Here is a 22,394-nt window from a genome sequence, read left to right as displayed (position 1 = left end):
GAGAAGAGCATGAGCCGTCGAGTCAACGTCATCGGTGTCGGGATGATCCCGTTCACGAAACCGGGTGCGAGCGCGCCGTATCACCGGATGGCAGCCGAAGCCGCGCGGATCGCACTCGCCGATGCCGGCGTTGTGTATGACTCGATCGAGCAGGTCTACGCGGGTTATGTGTATGGGGATTCGACCTGCGGGCAACGCGCGATCTATGACGTCGGCATGACGGGTGTGCCGGTCGTCAACGTCCATAACAACTGCTCGACCGGCTCGACCGCGCTGTGGCTGGCCAGGCAGGCGATCGAAAGCGGTGCGGCCGAATGTGTGTTGGCGCTCGGCTTCGAGCAGATGGAGCGGGGAGCGCTGACGACGAAGTTCGACGACCGCGACTCGCCGCTCGAGCAGCATCTCCAGGTGGCCGACGCGGTGCAGGGCGACATGTCCGTGCCGCTCGCGATACGGATGTTCGGCGGCGCGGGGCGTGAATACATCGAGCGCTACGGCGCGCAGCGTGACACGTTCGGGATGATCGCGGTGAAGGCGCGCGAGCATGCTGCCCGCAATCCGTATGCGCTGTTTCGCGAGCCGCTGGATCTCGAGCAGGTGATGAATTCGGGCGCGATATTCGATCCGCTCACGCGGCTCCAGTGCTGCCCGCCGACCTGCGGCGCCGGTTGTGCGGTACTTTGCTCGGACGATTTCGCGAGACGTCACGGGCATACGCATCCTGTCTATATCGCCGCGCAGGCGATGACGACCGATTATCCGAGCAGCTTCGCGCCGCCGTCGATGATCCGGATGGTCGGCTACGACATGTCCGCGGCGGCCGCACGCCAGGTGTACGAGTCGGCCGGCATCGGGCCGGAGGAACTCGACGTCGTCGAACTGCACGACTGCTTCACGAGCAACGAACTGCTCAGCTACGAGGCGCTCGGCCTGTGTCCCGAGGGCGGCGCGGAGAAGTTCGTATGCGATCGCGACAACACGTATGGCGGCAGGATCGTCACCAACCCGTCGGGCGGCCTGCTGTCGAAAGGACATCCGCTCGGCGCGACGGGTCTCGCGCAATGCGCGGAACTGGTATGGCAACTGCGCGGCGATGCAGGGCAGCGCCAGGTTGAAGGCGCTCGCGTGGCGCTGCAGCACAACATCGGACTGGGCGGCGCGTGTGTCGTGACGATGTATCGCCGCTGACGACGCGCGGCGGCGGTTCACGATCCTGCCCCGCGGGGATCAGTGCGTGCTTGGCAGACTGAGGGCGGGTCAGTTCATCCATGGCCGACGAGCGGCGATTGTCGCCGGACTTTTCGTATCCGTCGTCGAGCGTCGCGAGGAACGCCGCGACGTCGTCGATGTTGTGTTCGCTCCAGACCGGCGTGTCGCCGCGCTTGCGGGTCAGCGGCTCGTCGGTCGTATCGACGTTCGCGCGCAACGATACGGGTAGGTTCGCCGATCCTGCGGCAAGAAAGTTTCTGCGTTGCGAGTGGATAAATATTTATTCATAAGTGATGCAGACTAAATTCTGTATTCTCGACGACTGGCATGTGAATCCGTCGTCGTGCATTGCGTGTTGATGGGGAGGGAAGTGGATGTATGCGGAATCGCGGTCGCGAGCAGTAGAGTTCAGGAAGTGGGGGCTTGCCCGAATCCGTCGATTAACGACGGCAGGATCGTAAGTAGGTTTTTTAAAGTTTGGTGACCGGACGAGCTATCGCGGGCTGATCAACCGTACTAGATGTCGAGCGCCTGCAAACCATGTTGCTAGCGGAAACACCGTCGTTCCAGGTAGAACACGAGGACATCCTACAAGCGCGCCGCATGCGCAATGCGCGCGCGGCACGGTCGATGACGGACGCGCATCTCGAACCAGCTATAAGCAATGTGATGCGGCTCATCGGAGGCAGGCTGAAGCCGACGCGCGGCCGCGGCGCTACTCGGTACGCAAGGCGAGGCGCAACTGGTTGCGCACCGCCGTGACGCCTTCGACCCGCTGCGCGGCATCGATCGCGAGCGGAACCTGGTTGTTGTCCGGCACAGTGCCGGATAAGGTTACCGCGCCGTCGACCGCACGAATCAGGATGCGGCTCGAGTCGAGACCACGCACGCGCACGAGCGCTGCTGCTACACGCCTGACCAACTGGCGGTTCTTCTTGCGCTTATTCCGTGCGGTATCGCTCCCGGCTATCGCGGCGCCGGTAGGATCCCCCGGACCCGAAGCACCGGTGGAACTGCCGGCTTGCGCCGCCGGCTGGGCAAGCGCGGTTATGGCATGCGTCGACAGCAACGCGGTGAGCAACAAAGCAATCGTCGATTTTGAAATGTTCATAGGTAGGCTCACGAATAGAGAACGCACGGTGCGGCACACACGGTGGCCGCTCCCGGAAGCGGGTGGTACGCCCGTCAGAACTGCGTGATCATGCCGAGCGACACACCGGTCACGGTCCGGCCGTCCGGCCGCAACGCGAGCGCGGACACATTGGTCGGATCCTTTTTGTACGCCCCGGAAAAACCGTTGCGGTCGAACTCCGCGTAAAGCCGCGTGCGCTTCGACAGGAAGTACTCGAGCATGGCATACGACGTGAGCTTGCGGCCGTCTGCGCCACCAACATTCTTCAGGTTGCTCGCGAAGTCGTAGTAGGTGGCACCGGTGAACTGCAGGTACGGCGTGATCTGATAGACCGCACCAATGCCCGGAATCCGGTCGTGCCGCTGTGCCGCGCCCGCCGCCGCCGCGCTGACGGCGAGATCGCTGTAGTTCACATAAAGGCGGGCGGGCCCGATCTGCCAGCTCGCGCCGCCCATGATGGTGCGCGCCCATTGCGACGCGTTCGCATTCCACGTTGTCTGGTAAGCCACGCCGAGCAACAGCGTTCGGAACCGGTAGCTCGTGCCGACTGCCACGTTCGACCCGGCGCGCTGATTGCCAGTCACCCCGCCGGGCGAGTAACTGCCTCGCAGCGTGAGGCCACCGAACCCGCCGACGTACTTGGCCGTATTGTTGAAGCGCGAATCGTTCGTAAAGAAGTTGCCGCCCCATACTACGCCGGGCATCGTGGCGAGTATGATCCCTTGTGCCGAATTCGGGTCGAGCGAAATACCAACGTCCTCGGCCGCATTCAATTGGCGGCCGAACGTGACACGGCCGAACGCACCGCTCAGACCGACATACGACATCTGCGAGAACAGTATCGACGCTTTCGACAGGCTGCCGGTGCCCGTCAAGAACCCGCTCTGCAGCATGAAGATTGCCTGCATGCCGCCACCAAGATCCTCGGCACCCTTGAGACCAAAGATATTGCCCGAGATCACGTTGTTGTCAAAACCGAGCTGATTGCCACCTTTCGTCCCGTCGACCCATCGGGCCCCACCGCCGAGATACCCAAACAATGTCACGCTGGATTGCGCGACAACGTTGGCGGACAAACAGGCCAACGCTGAAACCACGAATATTCGCTTCATTTGTCTCCATCCATATAGTTAGTTTTACTTATTGTTTTTGAGGCCGTTGCGGATTTTATCGATCCGACGCGGCAGGTTCGGTCCGCCCGCCAGGTCGCTGCGCGACAATTTGTGCGGGCGAGCCGTCTCGCTTCGAGCAGCGCTATGGGCGCGCTGCCGCCGGCGGGAACGGGTAGTCCAGCGTCGCGGCTGTATAGCCGATCCGCATCGCGTTTACGTGTAGCACGTCGCCAGGCTGCAATGCGATGACGCCGCCGTCGTACACGTTCCATGTACGCGGGGCGGGACGTTGATCGCCTAGATGAGCAAAGCGGGCGCCGAGCTTCGGCGGCAGCATTTCGCCGGCGAGCCGTTCGTAGTCCCAGCTCAAGATGGTGTGCGTGACGCTGGGCGCCGGTTTGCCGCGACGTTCGATCCAGTACCCGATAGAGGCCCCGTCGGTGGCGCACGCAATCTTCACACCGCCCGCTGACGGCCGGATCTCGGGCATGGCCGTGGCAGGCGGCGTCGTGCCGCCCAGCCACATCCGGGAGATCATTTCGGGTTCCGGAATGCTGCCCATGTCGCCGTAGCGGTCGGTCCAAGCGCGGAACGCGGCACGCAGTTCGTCGAGCTTGCCGCGATAGCGCGGATCGCCTGCGAGGTTGTGCAGTTCCCACGGATCCCGATCGGCGTCGTACAGCTCTTCGACCGGCTTCGTTCCGAACCAGGCGGCCGTTGCCGGCGGCAGCTTGCCTTCGTCCCTCAGCCGGAGGATGTCCCGCATCATTGGCATGTTTTCGCGGAATCGGATCGGTTGATAGTACGGCTGGTCGGGCATGTAGTTGTACAGATAGCGGAAGCGCTGGTCCCGCACCATGCGCACGCGATCGTACTCACTGTCCATCCGGTCACGCGCGGCGAATACGTACCGGCGCGGCGCGTGGGCACGCTCTGGACCGAGAAACGCCTGACCCTGCATGTACGACGGGACCGGCACACCGGCTAGCGACAGCACGGTCGGCGCGAAGTCGACTCCGCTCACGAGTTGCGCATCGATCGAACCGGCTCGCTTTGCGCCGGGCAAGCGCACGATCAGCGGTACGCGCGTGCCGCGTTCGAGCACTTCGCGCTTCATCCAAGGTAGCGTGCCGCCGTTGTCCGCAAAGAAGAAGATGATCGTGTCGTCGTATACGCCGTCGCGCTTCAACATCGCAATCAGGTCGCCGACTTGCCGGTCCATCGTTTCGATGTTGGTATACATGCGTGCGATGTCGCCTCGTACGGCCGGTGTATCCGGGTAGATCGGCGGCACCGTGATCGATGTGGGATCGACGCGCAATGGATCCTTCCGGTAAGTCACCATCGACTCATGGGTGACGAAGAAATTGAACACTGCGAAAAACGGTTTGTCCTTCGGGCGATACCGGTACGACGCAGCCGGGCCGTTCTCGTCCCACACCGTCACCGGCGGAACAAACTGATAGTCGGTCTTCTGGTTGTTGGATGTGTAGTACCCGGCCTTGCGCAGCAGTTCGGGGAAGGCCTTCACTTCCGGCGGCAGCACCACCGAATAGTTAGCGGGTACGCCGGTCGGCTTGTCGTTTGCCGTCACACCTGGAATCGAGATTTCGCCGGGCCCAGTGCGATGATGCTGCGTGCCCACCGAAGTCGGGTACATGCCCGTGATCAGCGCAGAGCGTGACGGCGCGCACACGCCGGATACCTGGTACGCATGGGTGTAAAGCACGCCTTCGTGTGCCAGCTGGTCGATATTCGGCGTCTTGACCTGCGGGTCACCGTACCCGCCGATGAACGTCGTGATGTCTTCAACGGTAATCCAAACGATGTTCGGTCGATGGGGGCCGGCGTGTGCTGCGCCCGCAAACAGTGCCAGCAGCCACACGGTCACGCAGGCCCCCGTTCGCGAAAATGCCTGTCTTCGAGATGGCTGGATGCGGGTTGTCGACCTCATTTATCGTCTCCTCCATTCAATGGGTGCGGGTGAACGTGGCGATCAGTTGGCGGCGCTTCGCGCGGCATGTGTCCGGTCGCGCTGCTCGAGCCAGGTCCGTTCGTCCATCGCCAGCCGGAAGCCGAGATGCGACATCCCCGCTTCGGGATCGGCGCCGCGTCGCGCGCTCGTCCGATAGCTCTGGCAATACGACTCGTTGCACAAAAACGAGCCGCCACGTATCACCCGCTTCGGTGCCTGCGGCGGAGCGTCCGGCTCGGACGGATCCCAACTGTCTACAGGGCCCTGAGGGTCGACGACAGGATTGCCGGTGTGGGCCATGAGCGAGAACGCATCGGCCCGATACCAGTCCGCTACCCATTGCCAAACGTTGCCGGTCATGTCGTAGAGTCCGTAGCCGTTGGCCGGATAGCTACCGGCCGCACTCGGGCCCGGTTGATTGCCGGCGCGCGGATCGACGACCGGAAACGGCTGCTGCCCGTCCCAGATGTTCGCCATCTGCCGCCCCGACGGCTTGAGCTGGTTGCCCCACGCATAATCAGCCTGTTCGAGGCCGCCGCGCGCAGCGAACTCCCATTCGGCCTCGGTCGGCAGCCGCTTGCCGATCCATTTCGCATAGGCGCGCGCGTCATCGTAAGAGACCTGGACGACGGGGTACTCGTCCTTGTCGGCAATCGTGCTGCCGGGGCCGTTGGGCTGTCGCCAGTTCGCACCTGGACGGAAGTGCCACCAACGCGCGTAATCGTCGAGCGGGACCGGTGTCGCGGTGCCGACGAACACCAGTGCGCCCGGCACCAGCACCTCGTCCGGAGGACGCGGCGTGCCCGCTGGCAATTGCATTTGCAGCGCGCGCCAGTCGGGCTTGCGCTCGGCAGTGGTTACGTAGCCGGTCGAATCGACGAAGCGCCGAAACTCTGCGTTAGTCACATCGTGCTGATCGAGCCAGAATCCGTGCACGGTCGTCAGGTGTGCGGGGCGCTCGTTCGGTTGCGCGGCGCGCGCGTCGCTTCCCATCAGGAACGTTCCGCCCGGTATCCATGCCATGTCGCGCGGACCGTTCCGTCCGTCGCCGACTACGGCATGCTGCGCCTGCCTGCCTGCTGGTGCGGTCGCATACCAACCGATCAGCGCACCGGTTGCAGCACCTACGGCAATCAGCGCGAGCACCGGCATGGCGTGGCGCCAGCTGAGCGAATACATCCGATGGCGACCGATATCGAGCCGCTGGGGCGTGTCGCGCGCCGCTACCGGTGCGGCGGTCGGACGCGGTCGGCGCCGGGCGTGAGAATGGGATTTCATGGGACGACGCTCATCAACAGCAGATCGGGGAATCCGGAAACCGGAATCCGAAGGCCGGTCGGCGCATCAGGCCACCGCGTTTTGCTCGATGCACCGTGCAAAGTAACTGAGGCTTCGTTTTGGAGTGCGAATCTGTGTATCGAAATCGACATGCACAAGGCCGAACCGCTTCGAAAAACCTTGTCCCCATTCCCAGTTGTCGGTGCCGGCCCAGTAGAACAGCCCCTTGAGTTGAACGCCTTGCCGATATGCGTCGTGCGCTGCGCGCAAATAGCGCGACAGGTAGTCGATGCGCGGGCCGTCGTCGACCACGCCGTCGCGCGGTGGCGGATCGTCCAGCGCGAACCCGGTCTCGGTGATGTATATGTCCGGCGCGCCGTAGTCGCGATGCACACGCAGGAGCATTTCGGTCAGCCCGTCCGGTTCTACCTGGAAATACGCAGTGCGTTGCAGATCTGCCGGCGGCTTGCTCTGTTCGACGCCGAACTGCGCGGTCGGATTGGCGCGAACGTAGATACGCGAGTAATAGTTCATGCCGAGAAAATCCGGCTTCGCCGCGATGACATCCATGTCGCCAGCCTGGACGAGCCCGGCCAGTGCATGGCCGACCTTGTCGGGATAGCCGTTTCCGTACAGCGGATCGAGAAATGCGCGATTCCACAGCGTGTCGACAAGCTGTGCGGCCGCGCGGTCTTCGTCGCGACTGCCCGCCGCACGCACCGGCTGCAGGTTGATCGTCGTGCCGATCCGTGCGCCGTGCAGGTTGGCGCGTATCGCCTGGAATGCGAGACCCTGTGCGAGATTCTGGTGATGGATCGCGGCGAACGCGGCCGCCGCCGAACGCAGGCCCGGCGCATGTGCGCCCATGCCGTAGCCGCGCAGCGCCAGACTGTTGGGCTCGTTCAGCACGATCCAGCGACGCACGCGATCGCCGAGCCGGCGCGTCACGCGGTCCGCATAGTCGGCGAGCCGGAACGCGATGTCGCGGCTGCGGAAGTCGCCTGCCCAAACCGGCGTATCCCAGTGAAACAGCGTGGGAACGGGCTCGATACCCCGAGCCAGCATTGCATCGACCATCCGTTCGTAAGTCGAGAGACCCGTATCGCTCACCGCGTCGGGCCCTTGCGGCTGCACGCGAGGCCAGGCGATCGAGAAACGGAACGCGTGAATCCCGGCCGCGGCCATCCACTCGAGGTCGGCCGGATAGCGCCGCTCGAATTCGGCGCATCGCGCATTGGTCGAGCCGTCTGCGATATTTCCCGCGCGATCCGCGAACACGTCCCAATTGCTTCGCCCGCGGCCGTCACGGCTTTCGGTTTGCGCGGCCGATGCGGCTACGCCCCAGACGAAATCGTCGGCGAAACGCGCATCCTCTTCACGCGCGAACGCCGGAAGGCATGCATAACCTGCCGCCGCGGCGGCCGCTTGCAGAATGGCCCGGCGGCCCGGGGATCGTAAGGTGGAAATTTTGCTCATCAACGATGTCTCCAACAGAGGTCATCCGGATCGTGTCCGTGAAACTTTTAATAAAAATAGGTTAACCTACTTGTAAAATACGAAAATCCAGCGGTGCATATTGGGACGCCTGTGCTTCCAGCAGGGAGCGCATCCGATGCGACAAGCGGCATCCAAACGAACCGTTATGTCGCGTCGACCTGCTTTTCAAGCGCCGCTGAAACGTGCCGCAAGGCCGATACCATTGGAGTTCGGCGTGTTGCCGTACAGATTGCCGAACCGCCAGTTGATCGCTTTCGACGTGACGGAGTGGGGCGGATACGCACGGTTGAGGTTCGCATGCCGTCGTCGAGCACCATTCTTGCGGCGAATCCGTTGTTGATCTCTGTGCCATTAAGGTTGCCCGTGGCCACGTTGCGATTGCGGCTGGCGCAGATGGGTTGGCGCGAATAGCCGTCCTGGCGTATGTCGAGCGACGTGTAGACGCCGTGTGTCGCAAACTGCTGCCGGGATTGCGCGATCGACACCAAGTCGGCGCCGTCATAGCGCTCGGTGCGGGTTCAAGCGACGCCTGCGACAGGCTCGGCTGCACGACGTTGAAGCCTGCATCGGCGGCCGAGCCGACGTGTCCATCAGAACCAGCCGGAATTGCCGTCTCGCTGGCGCGGGCCGACAGTTGTAGAATCGCGGCCGAACATCGTGCGATGAGGCGGAGAAGCTTGGCTCGGGTCATGTCGGGATATTTGCGTTGGCTGGTTTCCGTGCTTTGCCATGCGCGACAACGGCGCGATACGTTGTACGACTTCCTCGCAACATACAAGTAGGATATATTGCATGTCAATCAGGCAAATCGAGCAATGCCTCGAAATTGAGCGCAGCGGTCACGCTCTCGGATATTGAAGTGGCGTGTCATATATGCCGGGCCAATTCGGTCTCGCGAAGCGGGGGCCGAAAGACACTGCTGTACCCACTGTCTGGAACGACGTATTGTCTGTTCGATGAGATATCCTTTTTGTAGAAAAATCTTGTCCAGAACTGCCAATGTGCGCCAGGACCAATGAAGAAAACCATCAAGACAGAAACAACAACCGCCCTTAACCTCGTGCGAGGACGTCGTCCGACGCAGGCGGAGCGTAGTGAGGCAACACGTGAACGCGTCATTGCCGCGGCGATATCGCTGCTTCACAAGGAGGGCTATTCCGGGGCGACGACGCTTTCGATAAGACGTGCCGCGGGCGTCAGCATGGGTGCGATGCAGCATCAGTTCCCGACCAAGGCCGAGTTGATGGCAGCCGTGCAGGAGCGGCTTACCGGCGAGCGCTTCACGCAATTCGAGCGCGCGTTGCGCGCCTCCGGGGCTCCGTTCGAGCGGATCGATCGCTTGCTCGACGTAGCCGGAACGCTGATCGGCTCGCCCAGTTTCGCCGCGAGCATGGAGATTGAACTCGCGCGCCGCGCAGACAAGGAGCTCGACGCCGTCACGGCGCGCATCCTCGCGCCATTCGGCGCGGGATTTCGCGCGCTGATGGACGAAGTCGTCTCTGGCTTCGACGAGGCGACTGCGCTCAAGGTCCGGCAATTGCAACTGTTGGCGGGGGCGACGATCCGCGGCCTGACTATCGACGTTGTAACAGGCGGCGAGCCTGCCGCGGCGCAGGCCGCGTTCCAGTTCTGGCGCGAGATCGCGCTCCAGCAACTGGCGGACGAAACGGCGCGGCCGGCGGCGCCGAAAGCGGCGGCCGGCAAGCGTCGCACGTCCGCTGTTTCACCCGAACGTCGAACGGATCGAGGAAGGTGATTTCGATCTAGTTTACTGATGTAGGTCGACCTGGACTTGTCCGCGTTTTTGTGGGCGAAGTGGTTGAACAACACGTTGGATCGCTCCAGCGGATAGGTGCTGCTGCTCCTGCGGGAAGGCTATCCGGCCAACAAGAATCGGCTGTACTGTCTGTATTGAGAGGAAGGTCTGTCGCTGCGCGGTAGACCAGATCGCAAACGACGCGCCCAGATAAGCCGTCTTGCATGCGCAAAGTCGACGGCGGCAAATCAGATACGGAGCTTGGACTTCGTTGCCGACTAGCTTTCGAGCGGCCAAAGGTTCCGTGCACTGACCCTCATCGATGTCTTCGCCCGCGAAGCGCTAGTCGGCGTGCCGTACCGTTCGAGCGCGCGCTCGGTGGTATCGATCGCGCAGACGACACCCGCGTAAAATCCACGCTGCTGGACAAGAATGACGTGCAAGATAACGCTTCGTTGGCGTAATCGTTTAGTTGATCCGATGAACGATAAGATTGGCTAGATTGTCGGGCGGCGTGGCGTGCGCCAAGCAGTTCTGGGGCGGCCTGTGCGCTCCGTGCGAGGGCGATGGCAGAGGCAGGGCTTCAACTGACGTCATCGTTTTCTACCGCGGAGAATGGGGATCGGCGCAATCGACCGAACCGGAAGCGGTTGTCATAGCGAGCGTGTGTGTGACGCGGTGTTGCGCATCGCATCGAACGGCAGGACGACCGCGGTTGCGGCGGCGCAATGCGCGGTGAGTTGTGCGGCGAAACGCTCGACCGACGCTTGAATGCCCGGTGCATCGAGACCGTGCAGACTCAGTAATTGGGCTGGATCGCCGTGCTCGATGAACGCGTCGGGCAAGCCGAGGCGCAGCACGGGGCGAAAGATCAGCAGGTTCGCCAGCGCCTCGATGCATGCGCTGCCAGCGCCGCCATGCAGGCAACCTTCCTCGGCTGTAACCAGTATGTCGTGCGTCGAAGCGACCTCGGACAGCCGGATCGTATCGAGTGGCTTCACGAAGCGCATGTCGATCACAGTCGCGTCGAGTGCGTCTGCCGCACTCAGGCAGGGAGCCACCATCGTGCCAAACGCGAGGAAGGCGATGCGTGGGCTACTCGGCGCACTGCTCGAACGGCGTAGCATCGATACCCCGATGGGCAGCGCACTCAGATTCGCCTCGACCATCGCCCCCGATCCACTGCCGCGCGGATAACGCACCGCGCACGGCCCAGGCTGACGTAGCGCAGTGTGCAGCATCTGCCGGCATTCGTTTTCGTCGGACGGCGCCATCACGATGAGATTCGGGATACAGCGCAGATACGCGAGATCGAACGCACCCATGTGCGTGGCACCATCTCCGCCGACGATGCCCGCTCGATCGATCGCGAACGTCACGGGCAGATTCTGTATCGCGACGTCATGAATCAACTGGTCGTAGCCGCGCTGCAGGAAGGTCGAGTAGATCGCGACCACGGGCCGCATGCCGTCTGCGGCCAGGCCCGCCGCAAACGTCACCGCATGCTGCTCGGCAATGGCGACGTCGAAATAGCGGTTCGGAAAGCGCCGCTCGAACTCGACAAGACATGAACCTTCGCGCATGGCCGGCGTGATCGCGACGACGCGTTCGTCGCGTACCGCTTCGTCGCACAGCCAGTCACAAAATATTTGCCCATAGGTTTTGCGGCCGGGTTTGCCGGGGACGAGACCGGTCGCCGGATCGAATTTGCCTGGGCCGTGATACTGAATCGGATCGGCCTCGGCGCGAGGATAGCCATGCCCCTTCTGCGTGACGACGTGCAGCAGATGTGGGCCGGGCAGACCTTTCAGCGTGGTCAGCGCATCGATCAATTCGCCCACGTCGTGCCCGTCGATCGGGCCGACATAGTTGAAGCCGAATTCCTCGAACAGCGTGGCCGGAGCGATCGAACCTTTGGTCAGCGCTTCGATTCGGCTCGCAAGCTGACGTGTCGGCGGCGCGAGGTTCAGCACGTCCTGCGCGTGCCGCTTTGCGCATGCATACATTCGGCCTGCGATCAGCCGTCCGAGCGCATGCCGCAGCGCGCCGACCGGCGTCGAGATCGACATGTCGTTGTCGTTGAGGACGACGATGAGCGGTAAATCGCGTGCGATGCCGGCATTGTTCATCGCCTCGAACGCGATGCCTGCGGACAGCGCGCCGTCGCCAATCACGGCAACGCAATGGCGGGCCTCGCGCGTCAGCCGCGCGGCATGTGCCATGCCGAGCGCCGCTGAGATCGAGGTGCTCGAATGTGCGGTGCCGAATGCATCATATTCGGATTCCGAACGACGTGGGAAGCCGGAAATACCGCCGAGTTGCCGGATGCCCGGCATCGCGTCGCGGCGGCCGGTGAGGATCTTGTGCGGGTACGACTGATGGCCGACGTCCCAGACGATACGGTCGTGCGGCGTATTGAACACGTAGTGCAATGCAATTGCCAATTCGACACTACCGAGATTGGAGGCGAGATGACCGCCCGTTTTCGACACGCTATCGAGTACAAACGCGCGCAGTTCGTCGGCGAGTCGTGAGAGCGCCTCGCGCGTCAGCCCACGAAGATCGCTCGGTAGCCGGACGGATTGGAGAGTGCTTTGCATAATGGTTTTCCCCGCGTATGACGCAATCGATCGCCAGACCTGAAATGCCCCGTGGCGGTGCGTGATTGTGCGATCGATGTGCTTAATTCATTTTATTAAGTAGGTTTTTCCTGAATTTAAGGTGTTCATCGAAAATTAAAAGTTCACGCTTGAAAAAATCAAATTGCCCTCTTATAAATGAATCCGTCAATCAACGGTCTTGGTCATCGTAGTATCTGTTGGGAAAAAATGCGAATCCATAAAATGGATTCATATCCAGATAATTTCCCTATTGAGTTAAGCCGCTTACGAGTATTGATTTATTTTAATATTATTAAGAATCGAAATTGAATCGTATTATTCATACCAAGGAGTTAAAAATATGATTGAAGTTTGCTCATTCTGAGAATCGGGGATTCGCAAGATTGACGGAACGAATCGTTCTGCTCGGTTGAGCAGAGCGCGGATGTTTGTCGACCCTTGATTCCCCTGCTGCAACTCGGCTTGCCGGATCAGTTCATTGAACATGGCGACCCGGCCAAGTTGTTGACTGCCTGCGGCCTCGATGCCGATGGACTTACCCGATCGATCCAGCGCGCTTCTTCGACGCCAACGCACCCGCCAATCGCGCGACACCAATGCCCCGCATGAGCGTCGCATCTTGACTGTCTGTTGTCCTGTTTTGAACTGCATGACCTTCACAGGAGAACCCGATGAGCACCGCTGTTGCTTCCACCCCTAAAGCTGCCGCCCGCACGCCGTTTCAGATCCTCCAAGGTACGGAGCGTAGTCCATACCAAGCCAAGGTCGAATACACCTATCAGGACAACCCTGAAGACTGGCGCAAAGCCATCGGCAACTACCTTCTCTTCCAGTTTGGGGTGTACGACGATCCCACGTCTCCCCAACCGATCACGCTGGACGAATCGGGGATCAAGTACTTCGATCGCCAACTCAAGCTGGCAGGTCTGATGCAGGGAAAGCACCGGCCCATTCAGCGGATTCTCGATATCGGATGTGGCTGGGGTTACATCCTCAAGCACCTGGCCGAGCGGTTTCCTGAGTGCCGATGGCTCGATGGTGTGAACGTCAGCCGCGCGCAACTGGAGTTCTGCGCCAGATTCCATGCAGAACAGGGCTTGTCTGAGCGCATTAACTTGTACCAGTGCAACGCGCAGGATATCGACCTGCTTCCCTACCCCGAAACGCTCTACGACCTTGTCATCATCCGCGGCGTTATCTCGCACTTTCCCGACGATCTGTATGAGCGCGCGATGCAGAAGTTGGCCACGCGCATGCGTGCGGGTGGGCAGGTCATCATCTCCGACAACCTCTATAACGTGCCACCAGAGACCTACCAGTCAGATACGTATGACGAGGTAGACCGTCTGGCCTGCAAGCACCGCAAGACACCGGCCTATTTCCGGCACGTGCTGGAGCAGAGCGGTTTCATCATCGACGACATGCAGGTGTTGCCCTCGAATATCGATGTAGCCCATTGGTTGATGGACTCCAAGGCCAACATCGAGCGGCACTTCACAGACGAAAGCATTCCCGTCCCGCTGGAGGAGTTACGCGTGCTGGCGGAGAACTGGTCGGTGGCGCTCATCAAGAACAAGGTATCGACATACAGCGTGATTGCCAGAAAGGCCGCACGATGAGCGCATGCGAAGAGGCCGCTCCTTGCCTCCTGGAAGTTGACCGCCATGCGCGCCTCATCGCCGGCGCGGCGGTCCAATGGCGATCACAACGGACCTTGGCACGCACATGGAAGAGCGACTAATTCTCGTCAACCCGGACGACACGCCCATCGGCATCTGCAGTAAGACACAAGTGCATCAGCAAGGGCTGTTGCATCGCGCCTTTTCGATCTTCGTTTTTGACGGCGCGGACTGCCGCTTGCTGCTGCAACAGCGCGCGCCCGGCAAATACCATTCCGGCGGGCTCTGGACCAATAGCTGCTGCGGCCACCCTCGCCCGGGCGAAACCATGTCGAACGCCACGCGTCGCCGGCTTGCCGAGGAAATGGGCTTCGTCTGCGACTTGCACAAGGTCGACACCCTGCACTATCGGGCGCCGCTTTCCAACGGTTTGATCGAGCACGAATTCGTACACATCCACGCCGGCATGTTTGATGGCACACCGCAACCGGACCCGGCGGAAGCTGAAGATTGGCGATGGGTTGAGATACTCGCCTTGTTTGCGTGGGTTGATGCCGACCCCGACGCCTTTACGGTGTGGTTCCGGCAGATGATCGAACGTGCAGGCCCATCCGGGTTACAGGCGTGGGCGCGTCAAGCAGCAGCGATCGCCCGAACGGCATCCGTCTCCTGATGCTGCACCTCTTAACATGTCAGCGCCTTGGAGCCGTTTGCCCTTTCCACGGATTCGCCTTCGCGCCGGATGGCGTATGCGTGCGCACTGGGATGGGACATTCTCCTCCGTGTGCCACACTGACCCAATGGCTTATACGCAAAATCAATGGTGTGGTGCTGGTGTGGCGAGACAGCGCCGAGCGGCCTCCCACATTCGAGATACCGTCAGTCGACTTCGAAGGCTTTTCCCGGCCCATGAGCAATACCCTGTTGTGCGGGGGTTACGCCCATGGCGTGGAAAAAACTCTGCGGATGTCGGTGAAAGAACCCTTGCTCAGGAGGCGTTTCAAATCAGTTTCGATTCGCATCAATCGATCTGGATCACGTATGTGATTATTTCTGGAACATCGCCCAAAAACATTGCCGAGAATCCGCCATGCAAGATCACGAAAGCGTATTTTCTTCCGGGAAGCTTAAATTTGGTGACAAACTTAATTTTCCGGATTTCAATTTCAAACTCAAGGCAAAGTGGCACCCAGATTCGAGCGTTACTCTGGAGCGTGTCAAGAAAGCCAATTTCCCATATCTTTCTTCATATTACAAGAATAAAGATGCCGTCGAGAGTTATCAAAATCAGAGGATACCTTTTTACTGCGCCCTGATTTACCCAAATGCATTGAAGGATAGAATCTTTCTTGTCATGCAATGCGGGGATATGCTGACAATCATGGATGATAATTTTACGCATCCAAAAATAATAGACAACCCCAATGCACTTTCCATCCTTGAGGCTCAATTCAGCCATGCCCTTGATGGAACTCGGCCTCCGGATGCCTACCCCATTGCGCAATTGCTTCATGACAATTACAGGCCAATACTGGAAACCTATCCGTCGGGCTCGCTCGTGCGAAAACGCGTACGTGACGCATTAAAAGACATGATCACCATTCTTTCGCATCCGCCCGTTCACAATATAACCACACTCACTTTTGATGAATATGTAGACGCTAGAAGAATTGATGTCTTTGCGACACTGATGGCAACACTCATCGAATATGCAATCGATGTGGATATCGGCGATGCATTGGAAGAAAGCGAGGATTTGCGCGAGATGCGTCAAGCCACGATCGATCTGGTCCTCTTTGTTCATGATGTTTGCTCTTTCCTGAAAGAATTTTCCAGCAAGGAGGCCATGAACGGAATTTGGGTATTGGCGCGTCAGTATGATTTGAGTATCCAGCAGGCAATCAACAAGCTTGTTGGACTTGCCCGAGAAAGAGAGCGTGACCTGATAGCGGCGCGCAATCGCATTTTAGCCTCAGCACTTGGTCAACGTATTGACGTAAGAAGGTACATGACCGAATTGGAGCACCTTCATAGCGGCACAGTTGAATTTCATACCCTTTCGTCACGTTACATTGGCCAGAACAGAGAAGGACCTTTCATTTCCGGCGAGGTGACGGTTGAACCGATGATCCTGCCATTGCATATCTTGGGGCCTGATTTCATACCCAGCGGTGTGAAGTAGCCATCGCGTTCGGTGCGCATGGTTCGGACATGGCAGCGGTATGTCTGAACCGAGTTCTGGCTATCCAATCAACCGCCCGCGCCGTACGCGCAACCCCTTCTGCGGAAGCTGCGGCGCCAGCCCGGCCATGGCGGCCAGCGTTTCGCCGCCGTGCGCATGGCAGATCGCCACGCCCAGCACGTCGGACGCATCCGCGCAGGGCCTGCCTTCGAGGTTGAGCAGGCGCACGACCTTCTCCTGCACCTGGTCCTTGTTGGCGCGGCCGTAGTCGACCACAGCTTGCTTCAGTTGCAATGCCGTGTATCCGTACACAGGCAGGTTGCCGCTCATCATCCCGCATATCACCGCGCCGCGCGCCTGGCCCAGCAGCAGTGTCGATTGCGGGTTGACGTTGACGAACACCTTTTCGATGGAGGCGCAGTCTGGCCGATACGTCTGCACGAGTTCCGACACGCCGTCGTACAGCGGGCGGCTAGGCAGGTCGGCATTGCCGTCGCTCAAACGACAAGGCATCGTCGTTCAGCTTCATCGCACGTCGTCGTTAACGTTGAAACATCACGTAGTCACGAATCCGTTGAATTCGCCAGTTGCCCGTCTCCAGGAGATTTAAATGAACGAGCAAAACCGCTTGCGCCATGCCAGCATCTTCAGCGTCGTCTCGTTGCTCTGTCTGGTGGCACTCGTAAACATTGGTCCGTTTCCCTATCCGGACGTCAACCTCGATGGCCAGAATTTATCTGGCCTATCTGCTGCTCTATCATAGGGTTGAATGGCAAGTGATTCTTGGGACGATAGGATTCGACGCAATCAAGGTATTCATACTCCTTCTCGCTCTCGTCTACATCGATCAAGCGAAGCGCATCACGTTCCCAACGCTGATCATGATCGTCGCGAGCGCCGCATACTTGGTGGTTCAAGTGATCGCGTTGAGCCTCTATATGACGATTCCGTTGCTCGTTCGTGGATATCCGAACGTTGGTGCCGGCTCGTCCGACTATTTCGTGCTTACGGCGATGTGGGATGCCTCCAATCTCACATGGTGTATTGGCGCATGCCTTCAAGGCATGGTATGGGCCGCCATCGCTTCGGCAAACCGGCATTACCCGCTGCTTCCTCGTTGGCTCGGAAATGACGCAGCACTCGTTGTGGCGGCGGCCAATTTCGTCGCGATTTTCTGCATATTCATTCCTACCGGCCATTGGTCACCCGCATCCTCCTTTGCATTTCTCGCTCAGGAAGGGATAACCTGTGTGTGGATCCTGGTCGTTTGCTTCTGGATCTATCGTGGCACTTCGCGATCATATGATCTTGCTTTTGAAAATCGACCGATTGCAGAATTGAAGTCATAAATGCGCGCCGAGACGCCCACCGCGTGGAAGAGAGGTTAAGTAGCAGCTGAGCATGTCACACCACGCGTTCCTCACGCCATCGCGAGATAAGCTCATCTGAGTAACCCAGCTCGCGCAGGATCGGCACGGTATGTTCACCCAGCGCGGGCACAGCGTTCATCACCGGGTAGCAGCCGGCAATTGTCACTGGGGGGAGCAGCGCAGGCAGCCTGCCGGCGGGGGTGTCGATCGTAGTCCACCGGCCGCGGCTACGTAACTGTGGATGTGCCCATACGTCGTCCATCTCGCGTACACGTGCGTTCGCTATGCCTGCGTCGTCCAGCCTGCGCAAAACATCCTCTGTAGTGAGTGGGGCGAATGCGTCAATGATGATTGCCGTCAATGCATCGCGATGCAGCGAGCGCAACATGTTGTTCGCAAAACGCGGGTCGGTGGCGAGAGCTTCGTCGCCCAGCACACGCGAGCAGAATGTCTGCCACTCGCGTTCATTCTGCAAGCCCAGAAGAACGGTGCGTCCGTCGCCCGCCGGAAACGGACCATACGGGAAAATCGTCGCATGGCCTGCGCCGGTGCGGGCGGGCGGTGGTGCACCGTCGAGCGTGTAGTAGAGTGGGTAGCCCATCCATTCGGTGAGTGCCTCGAGCATCGATACCTCGATGCGGGTACCGAGCCCGCTGTGCGAACGCGCGATCAGCGCGGATAGGATGCCCGAATACGCGTACATACCAGATGCGATATCGGCGATCGACAGGCCGGCTTTCGCGGGCGCATCGCCGCTACCGGTGATCGACACAAAACCGGATTCGCTCTGGATCATCAGATCGTATGCTTTCTTGTCGCGATACGGACCATGATCGCCGTACCCGGAGATGTCGCAGACAATCACTTTCGGGTAGCGCGGACGCAGCGACGCTTCGTCGATGCCAAGACGAGAGGCTGCGCCGGGAGCGAGGTTTTGCACGACTACATCGGCGTGCGCGAGCAACTGTTCGAGGATTTCGCGGGCAGGGGGCGCTTTCATGTCGAGTGTCAGGCTTTCCTTTGAGCGGTTGCACCACACGAAATGTGACGCGACCCCGCGCGCACGGTTGTCATAGCCGCGCGCGAAATCGCCACTGCCTGGGCGCTCAACCTTGATCACGCGCGCGCCCAGGTCGGCGAGCTGACGGGTAGCGAACGGCGCCGCGATCGCGTGTTCGAATGAGACGACGGTGATACCGGCGAGCGGCAATGCTGGTGCGATATGGGTCATGGTGGTGTGTGAAAGAAACGGAAGGCCAAATTTATTCTGGACGGACAAAGCCTGTCACTCTGGCGCGTTCGAGCGAGTGCCTCCGGCCAAGCAGCGCACCGGCGATCGCGCTTACGCAGCTCATCGCGAACAGATAGGCAGCCACTGCGTAGCCCGACCCGTAGTAGCCGAGCAGCGCGACCGCTATTAACGGCGCGGGACCGCCTGCGATCACCGATGCGAACTGGTAACCGATCGACGATGCGCTGTAGCGCACGCGCGCGGGAAACACTTCGGCGATGAATGCGGCCTGCGGGCCGTACATTACGTCGTGAACGATCAGTGAGCCGACAATGGCGACGACAATCGCGAGAGGTATCCTCGATTCAAGCAGCATGAAATATGGAAACGAGAAAGCGGCCATCGCGAGCGCGCCGGCGACGTATACGCGACGGCGTCCCCAGACATCCGACAGCCAACCGAACAGTGGTGTGGTGAAGACCGAGACGAGCGCCGCGTTGAATAGGGTATCGAGCATGAAGTCGCGGCTTATGCCGAGATGGTCGATCGCGTAGGACACGACGAAGGTGGTCAAGATGTAGAACGAGCCTTGTTCACCCGGGCGGGTGAGCGCAGCAAGCAGAATATCTTTCCAATGCCCCCGCATTGCTTCAACGATCGGTGCGCGCGGTACGTCAGCATGCGCTTGCGTCTCTGCGAATGCCGGCGATTCGTCGACCTTGAAACGGATGAACAGGCCGACGGCCAGCAACACTGCGCTGAACAGGAATGGGTAACGCCAGCCGGTGTCGCCAAACGCGTCGGCGGACCATAGGCTAACGGCCTTGTTGACCGCGACAGACAGCACCAGTCCGAGCGGCACGCCGATGTGCGTGAGACTGCCGATCAGTCCACGCCGACGTTCTCCGTGCCATTCGAGCGACAGCAGAACCGCGCCGCCCCATTCACCGCCGACGCCGATTCCCTGTAGAAAGCGGCAGGCCATTAGCACCCAGCCCGCGACAGGGCCCCATTGTGCGTGGCCCGGCAGACAGCCGACAGTGATCGTCGCAATACTCATCAGCAGTAGCGTAGAAAGTAGTGTTGCCTTGCGCCCAAGACGATCGCCGATATGACCGAAGATCAGCGCACCGACCGGCCGTGCGACAAACCCGACGAAGATGGTGAAGAAGGACGAGGCGAGCGAACGGCCCGCTTCGCCAGGAAAGAAGTAATGCGGAAACACGAGCGCGGCAGCTGTGCCGAAGATGAAGAAGTCGTACCATTCAATCACCGAGCCGATCAGACTCGCGATGGCGGCGCGGCGTTGCATCGAGCGGACATGATGTGGGTCGAGCGACCTGGCATCGGTCGAGGGTGTCATCTGCGTCTCCGTATCGATTTTGTCCGGTCATTGTCGAAGACGCGTCTGCTAGGCACAATGCGAATTTCTTGGTGGCGGCCTTCGGGAATTCCGTAGGCATGCGAAAAAAGGAGCGGCGATGCGTTTCGATATAGCGGACTTGCGGCTCTTCGTGGCCATCGTGGAAGCGGGTAGCATCACGCACGGTGCGGCGCGCGCGAACCTCGCATTGGGCTCTGCCAGCGGGCGCGTCAAGCAAATGGAGGAGGCGGTCGGTGTTCCGTTGCTCGCGCGCCAGCGGTTCGGCGTAACGCCGACTGAAGCGGGGCATACGCTGCTGCGACATGCTCGCACGATGCTCTCGTCGATGCAGCGGATGACCGACGATCTCGGGGAATTCGCACACGGACTGAAAGGCACCGTGAGGCTGCTCGCAAACACAAACGCGCTGACTGAATTCGTGCCGGAGCCGGTCAGTCATTTCCTTTCCAATCATCCGAACGTGAACATCGAGGTTGAAGAACGGTTGAGTCGCGAGATCATCGAGGCACTGAACGAAGGCGTTGCTGATATCGGCATCGTCGCGGCGAGCGCGCACATCGGCATGCTGCAAACCTACGATTTCGCCACCGACCGCCTTTGCGCAGTCGTTCCTGCGGACGATGCGCATTTCGACGGCCTGCGCGAGATCGGTTTCGTCGAACTGCTCGATCACGACTTCATCGGTTATGGTGCGGGCTCGGCGATTCAGGACTACCTCGAAGGGCATGCGCGCAGTCTGCACAAGCGGATTCGACAGCGCATTCAATTGCGCAGCTTCGATGCGATCTGCCGGCTGGTGGAGAACGGCGTTGGCGTTGCGGTCGTGCCCGAGTCGGCGGCACGTCGTTGCAAAAAGACGATGGCGGTGCGCGTGCTGCGTCTGCGTGACAAGTGGGCGCTGCGCAAAATGCGCGTGTGCGTGCGCGACCGGGAAACGCTACCCGTTTATGCCTTGCAACTGCTCGATCATCTCGTGGCGAGCGCGGCCTCGCGCGTGAAACGGTAGATACCACGCATGCCCTGGAGTAGGGCGCTCATCGCCGGACTTCCCGATTTCCGAAGGCTGCTCTCGGCAATGCCGAATTGTGTGAAGTTCGCATAGTGGCAACAATGTCGGCATCGATCACCTCTACGAGGTTCTCCGAGCTGTGTCTTCCTCTTTCGTTTCTTCCCCGCTGCTACGTGCGCGCAGCTGGCTCTTCACGCCGGCGACGCGCCCCGAGCGTTTTGCCAACGCCGCTAAAAACGCGGCCGACGTACTGATCGTCGACCTCGAAGACGCCGTGCATTCCGGCGAAAAAGCGGCTGCACGGCAAACCGTTCGCTGGTTGCTCGAAACACCGCCGGCAGACTCACCGGTACTTGCGGTACGCATTAATGCCCTGTCGACTCGCTTCGGTCTCGATGATCTCGCGATGCTGCTCGATGCGCGGCGTACACCCGCATTCGTATTGTTGCCGAAGGTCGAAGCGCCAGCACAGATTGAACTGCTCGACGCGCTGCTCGAGGCCGCGCAAAAGCATTGTTCGATCGTGCCGCTGATCGAATCGGCACGCGGCCTGTGCGCGGTCGAGGCAATTGCCGCGTCGAGTCCGCGCGTGGCTGCATTGATGTTCGGCGCGGCCGACTATGCATCGGATGTTGGCGCGCAGCCGCATTCGCGTGCGCTTGAGATTGCACGCTGCAGGATTGCTGCGGCTGCCGCACGTGCGGTGGTGCTTGCGATCGACGCGCCGTGCTTCGCCATCCACGACACCGGTGCGTTGCAGGCGGAACTCGCGTTCGCACGCGACAACGGGTTTCACGCGAAGGCAACGATTCATCCGACACACATCGAGGCAATTCACTCCGCGTTTTCTCCTTCCGCCGAGCGCATCGCCTGGGCACACCGGGTGATGGCCGCAAGCGGGCAGGGCGTTGGTATTGTCGACGAGTGCATGATCGACGAAGCGATGGCACGCGAAGCGCGACGCGTGCTGGCTAACGCATAAGCTAATTTACGTGTTCCTCTTATCGCCAAACAAAGGA

19 protein-coding genes and 2 pseudogenes are annotated in these 22,394 nt (G+C 60.3%); 10 read left to right on the top strand and 11 right to left on the bottom strand.

The genetic code is table 11. The annotated features are described in order from the left end of the window. Positions 1-9: 9 nt before the first annotated feature. Positions 10-1,188 (top strand): lipid-transfer protein, encoded by a 1,179-nt coding sequence (locus AQ611_RS10245; RefSeq protein ID WP_069234439.1) that lies wholly within the window; start codon positions 10-12, stop codon positions 1,186-1,188. Between the two features lie 736 nt (positions 1,189-1,924). Here the strand turns inward: AQ611_RS10245 and AQ611_RS10235 are convergent. The 6 genes from AQ611_RS10235 to AQ611_RS25515 all read right to left on the bottom strand — a co-directional run bounded on the left by AQ611_RS10235 (position 1,925) and on the right by AQ611_RS25515 (position 8,688). Then, a complete protein-coding gene (locus AQ611_RS10235; RefSeq protein WP_231935814.1) occupies positions 1,925-2,320 on the bottom strand; it encodes a BON domain-containing protein in 396 nt (131 codons plus the stop codon). A 74-nt stretch (positions 2,321-2,394) separates the two neighbouring features. Continuing rightward, positions 2,395-3,453 (bottom strand): porin, encoded by a 1,059-nt coding sequence (locus AQ611_RS10230; RefSeq protein WP_069234437.1) that lies wholly within the window; start codon positions 3,451-3,453, stop codon positions 2,395-2,397. Between the two features lie 142 nt (positions 3,454-3,595). After that, complete coding sequence (locus tag AQ611_RS10225; RefSeq protein WP_069234436.1) at positions 3,596-5,407, bottom strand: sulfatase family protein; 1,812 nt, start codon at positions 5,405-5,407, stop codon at positions 3,596-3,598. A 42-nt stretch (positions 5,408-5,449) separates the two neighbouring features. Then, positions 5,450-6,706, bottom strand: coding sequence for a formylglycine-generating enzyme family protein (locus AQ611_RS10220; RefSeq protein ID WP_083237290.1), 1,257 nt, complete (start codon positions 6,704-6,706; stop codon positions 5,450-5,452). Between the two features lie 66 nt (positions 6,707-6,772). Continuing rightward, complete coding sequence (locus AQ611_RS10215) at positions 6,773-8,182, bottom strand: glycoside hydrolase family 1 protein (protein WP_069235240.1); 1,410 nt, start codon at positions 8,180-8,182, stop codon at positions 6,773-6,775. Positions 8,183-8,346: 164 nt separating this feature from the next. Continuing rightward, positions 8,347-8,688: a hypothetical protein gene (locus AQ611_RS25515; protein ID WP_146011797.1), complete on the bottom strand. Its 342-nt coding sequence runs from the start codon at positions 8,686-8,688 to the stop codon at positions 8,347-8,349. A gap of 530 nt (positions 8,689-9,218) precedes the next feature. On the opposite strand from AQ611_RS25515, the gene AQ611_RS10210 reads away from it, so the two are divergent. Together AQ611_RS10210 and AQ611_RS24660 are read left to right on the top strand one after the other, a co-directional pair. Next, the gene (locus AQ611_RS10210; RefSeq protein ID WP_069234435.1) at positions 9,219-9,959 is read left to right on the top strand and encodes a TetR/AcrR family transcriptional regulator; all 741 of its coding nucleotides are present in this window, start codon (positions 9,219-9,221) and stop codon (positions 9,957-9,959) included. 99 nt (positions 9,960-10,058) lie between these two features. Then, positions 10,059-10,349 (top strand): annotated as a pseudogene (locus tag AQ611_RS24660) (IS3 family transposase); the annotation flags it as partial. A gap of 263 nt (positions 10,350-10,612) precedes the next feature. Here the strand turns inward: AQ611_RS24660 and dxs are convergent. Both dxs and AQ611_RS25510 read right to left on the bottom strand, forming a co-directional pair. After that, positions 10,613-12,559, bottom strand: coding sequence for a 1-deoxy-D-xylulose-5-phosphate synthase (gene dxs / locus AQ611_RS10205; RefSeq protein WP_083237289.1), 1,947 nt, complete (start codon positions 12,557-12,559; stop codon positions 10,613-10,615). A gap of 336 nt (positions 12,560-12,895) precedes the next feature. Beyond that, entirely contained in the window at positions 12,896-13,231 is a 336-nt protein-coding gene (locus AQ611_RS25510; protein ID WP_156789219.1) for a hypothetical protein, read from the bottom strand. Positions 13,232-13,251: 20 nt separating this feature from the next. On the opposite strand from AQ611_RS25510, the gene AQ611_RS10200 reads away from it, so the two are divergent. The 3 genes from AQ611_RS10200 to AQ611_RS25505 all read left to right on the top strand — a co-directional run bounded on the left by AQ611_RS10200 (position 13,252) and on the right by AQ611_RS25505 (position 16,381). After that, positions 13,252-14,199 carry an SAM-dependent methyltransferase gene (locus AQ611_RS10200; protein ID WP_069234434.1) on the top strand — a complete coding sequence of 316 codons (948 nt, stop codon included), beginning with the start codon at positions 13,252-13,254 and terminating at the stop codon, positions 14,197-14,199. 76 nt (positions 14,200-14,275) lie between these two features. Beyond that, positions 14,276-14,872: an isopentenyl-diphosphate Delta-isomerase gene (gene idi, locus AQ611_RS10195; RefSeq protein WP_231935812.1), complete on the top strand. Its 597-nt coding sequence runs from the start codon at positions 14,276-14,278 to the stop codon at positions 14,870-14,872. A gap of 417 nt (positions 14,873-15,289) precedes the next feature. After that, a complete protein-coding gene (locus tag AQ611_RS25505) occupies positions 15,290-16,381 on the top strand; it encodes a terpene synthase family protein (protein ID WP_146011798.1) in 1,092 nt (363 codons plus the stop codon). A 60-nt stretch (positions 16,382-16,441) separates the two neighbouring features. Here the strand turns inward: AQ611_RS25505 and ruvC are convergent. Further along, a pseudogene (gene ruvC / locus AQ611_RS10180) lies at positions 16,442-16,879 on the bottom strand (crossover junction endodeoxyribonuclease RuvC); the annotation flags it as partial. Between the two features lie 112 nt (positions 16,880-16,991). On the opposite strand from ruvC, the gene AQ611_RS26110 reads away from it, so the two are divergent. Together AQ611_RS26110 and AQ611_RS10175 are read left to right on the top strand one after the other, a co-directional pair. Continuing rightward, positions 16,992-17,144 carry a hypothetical protein gene (locus AQ611_RS26110; protein WP_180978144.1) on the top strand — a complete coding sequence of 51 codons (153 nt, stop codon included), beginning with the start codon at positions 16,992-16,994 and terminating at the stop codon, positions 17,142-17,144. Then, the gene (locus AQ611_RS10175; RefSeq protein WP_069234431.1) at positions 17,104-17,730 is read left to right on the top strand and encodes a hypothetical protein; all 627 of its coding nucleotides are present in this window, start codon (positions 17,104-17,106) and stop codon (positions 17,728-17,730) included. Before AQ611_RS26110 ends, AQ611_RS10175 begins: the two co-directional genes overlap by 41 nt. A gap of 55 nt (positions 17,731-17,785) precedes the next feature. Here the strand turns inward: AQ611_RS10175 and AQ611_RS10170 are convergent, their stop codons facing one another. Further along, positions 17,786-18,982, bottom strand: a complete 1,197-nt coding sequence (locus AQ611_RS10170) for a CaiB/BaiF CoA transferase family protein (protein WP_069234430.1) — start codon at positions 18,980-18,982, stop codon at positions 17,786-17,788. A gap of 31 nt (positions 18,983-19,013) precedes the next feature. Next, positions 19,014-20,345: an MFS transporter gene (locus AQ611_RS10165; RefSeq protein WP_069234429.1), complete on the bottom strand. Its 1,332-nt coding sequence runs from the start codon at positions 20,343-20,345 to the stop codon at positions 19,014-19,016. 118 nt (positions 20,346-20,463) lie between these two features. On the opposite strand from AQ611_RS10165, the gene AQ611_RS10160 reads away from it, so the two are divergent. Both AQ611_RS10160 and AQ611_RS10155 read left to right on the top strand, forming a co-directional pair. After that, positions 20,464-21,372, top strand: a complete 909-nt coding sequence (locus AQ611_RS10160; RefSeq protein WP_069234428.1) for a LysR family transcriptional regulator — start codon at positions 20,464-20,466, stop codon at positions 21,370-21,372. Positions 21,373-21,514: 142 nt separating this feature from the next. Continuing rightward, positions 21,515-22,357 (top strand): aldolase/citrate lyase family protein, encoded by an 843-nt coding sequence (locus tag AQ611_RS10155; RefSeq protein ID WP_231935810.1) that lies wholly within the window; start codon positions 21,515-21,517, stop codon positions 22,355-22,357. The last annotated feature ends 37 nt before the right edge of the window (positions 22,358-22,394 follow it).

The organism is Burkholderia singularis (genome assembly GCF_001718875.1).
GTDB classification, from domain to species: Bacteria; Pseudomonadota; Gammaproteobacteria; order Burkholderiales; family Burkholderiaceae; genus Burkholderia; species Burkholderia singularis.
The sequence above is the reverse complement of the archived record's forward strand: the minus strand, read 5'-3'. Positions and strand labels throughout refer to the sequence as shown.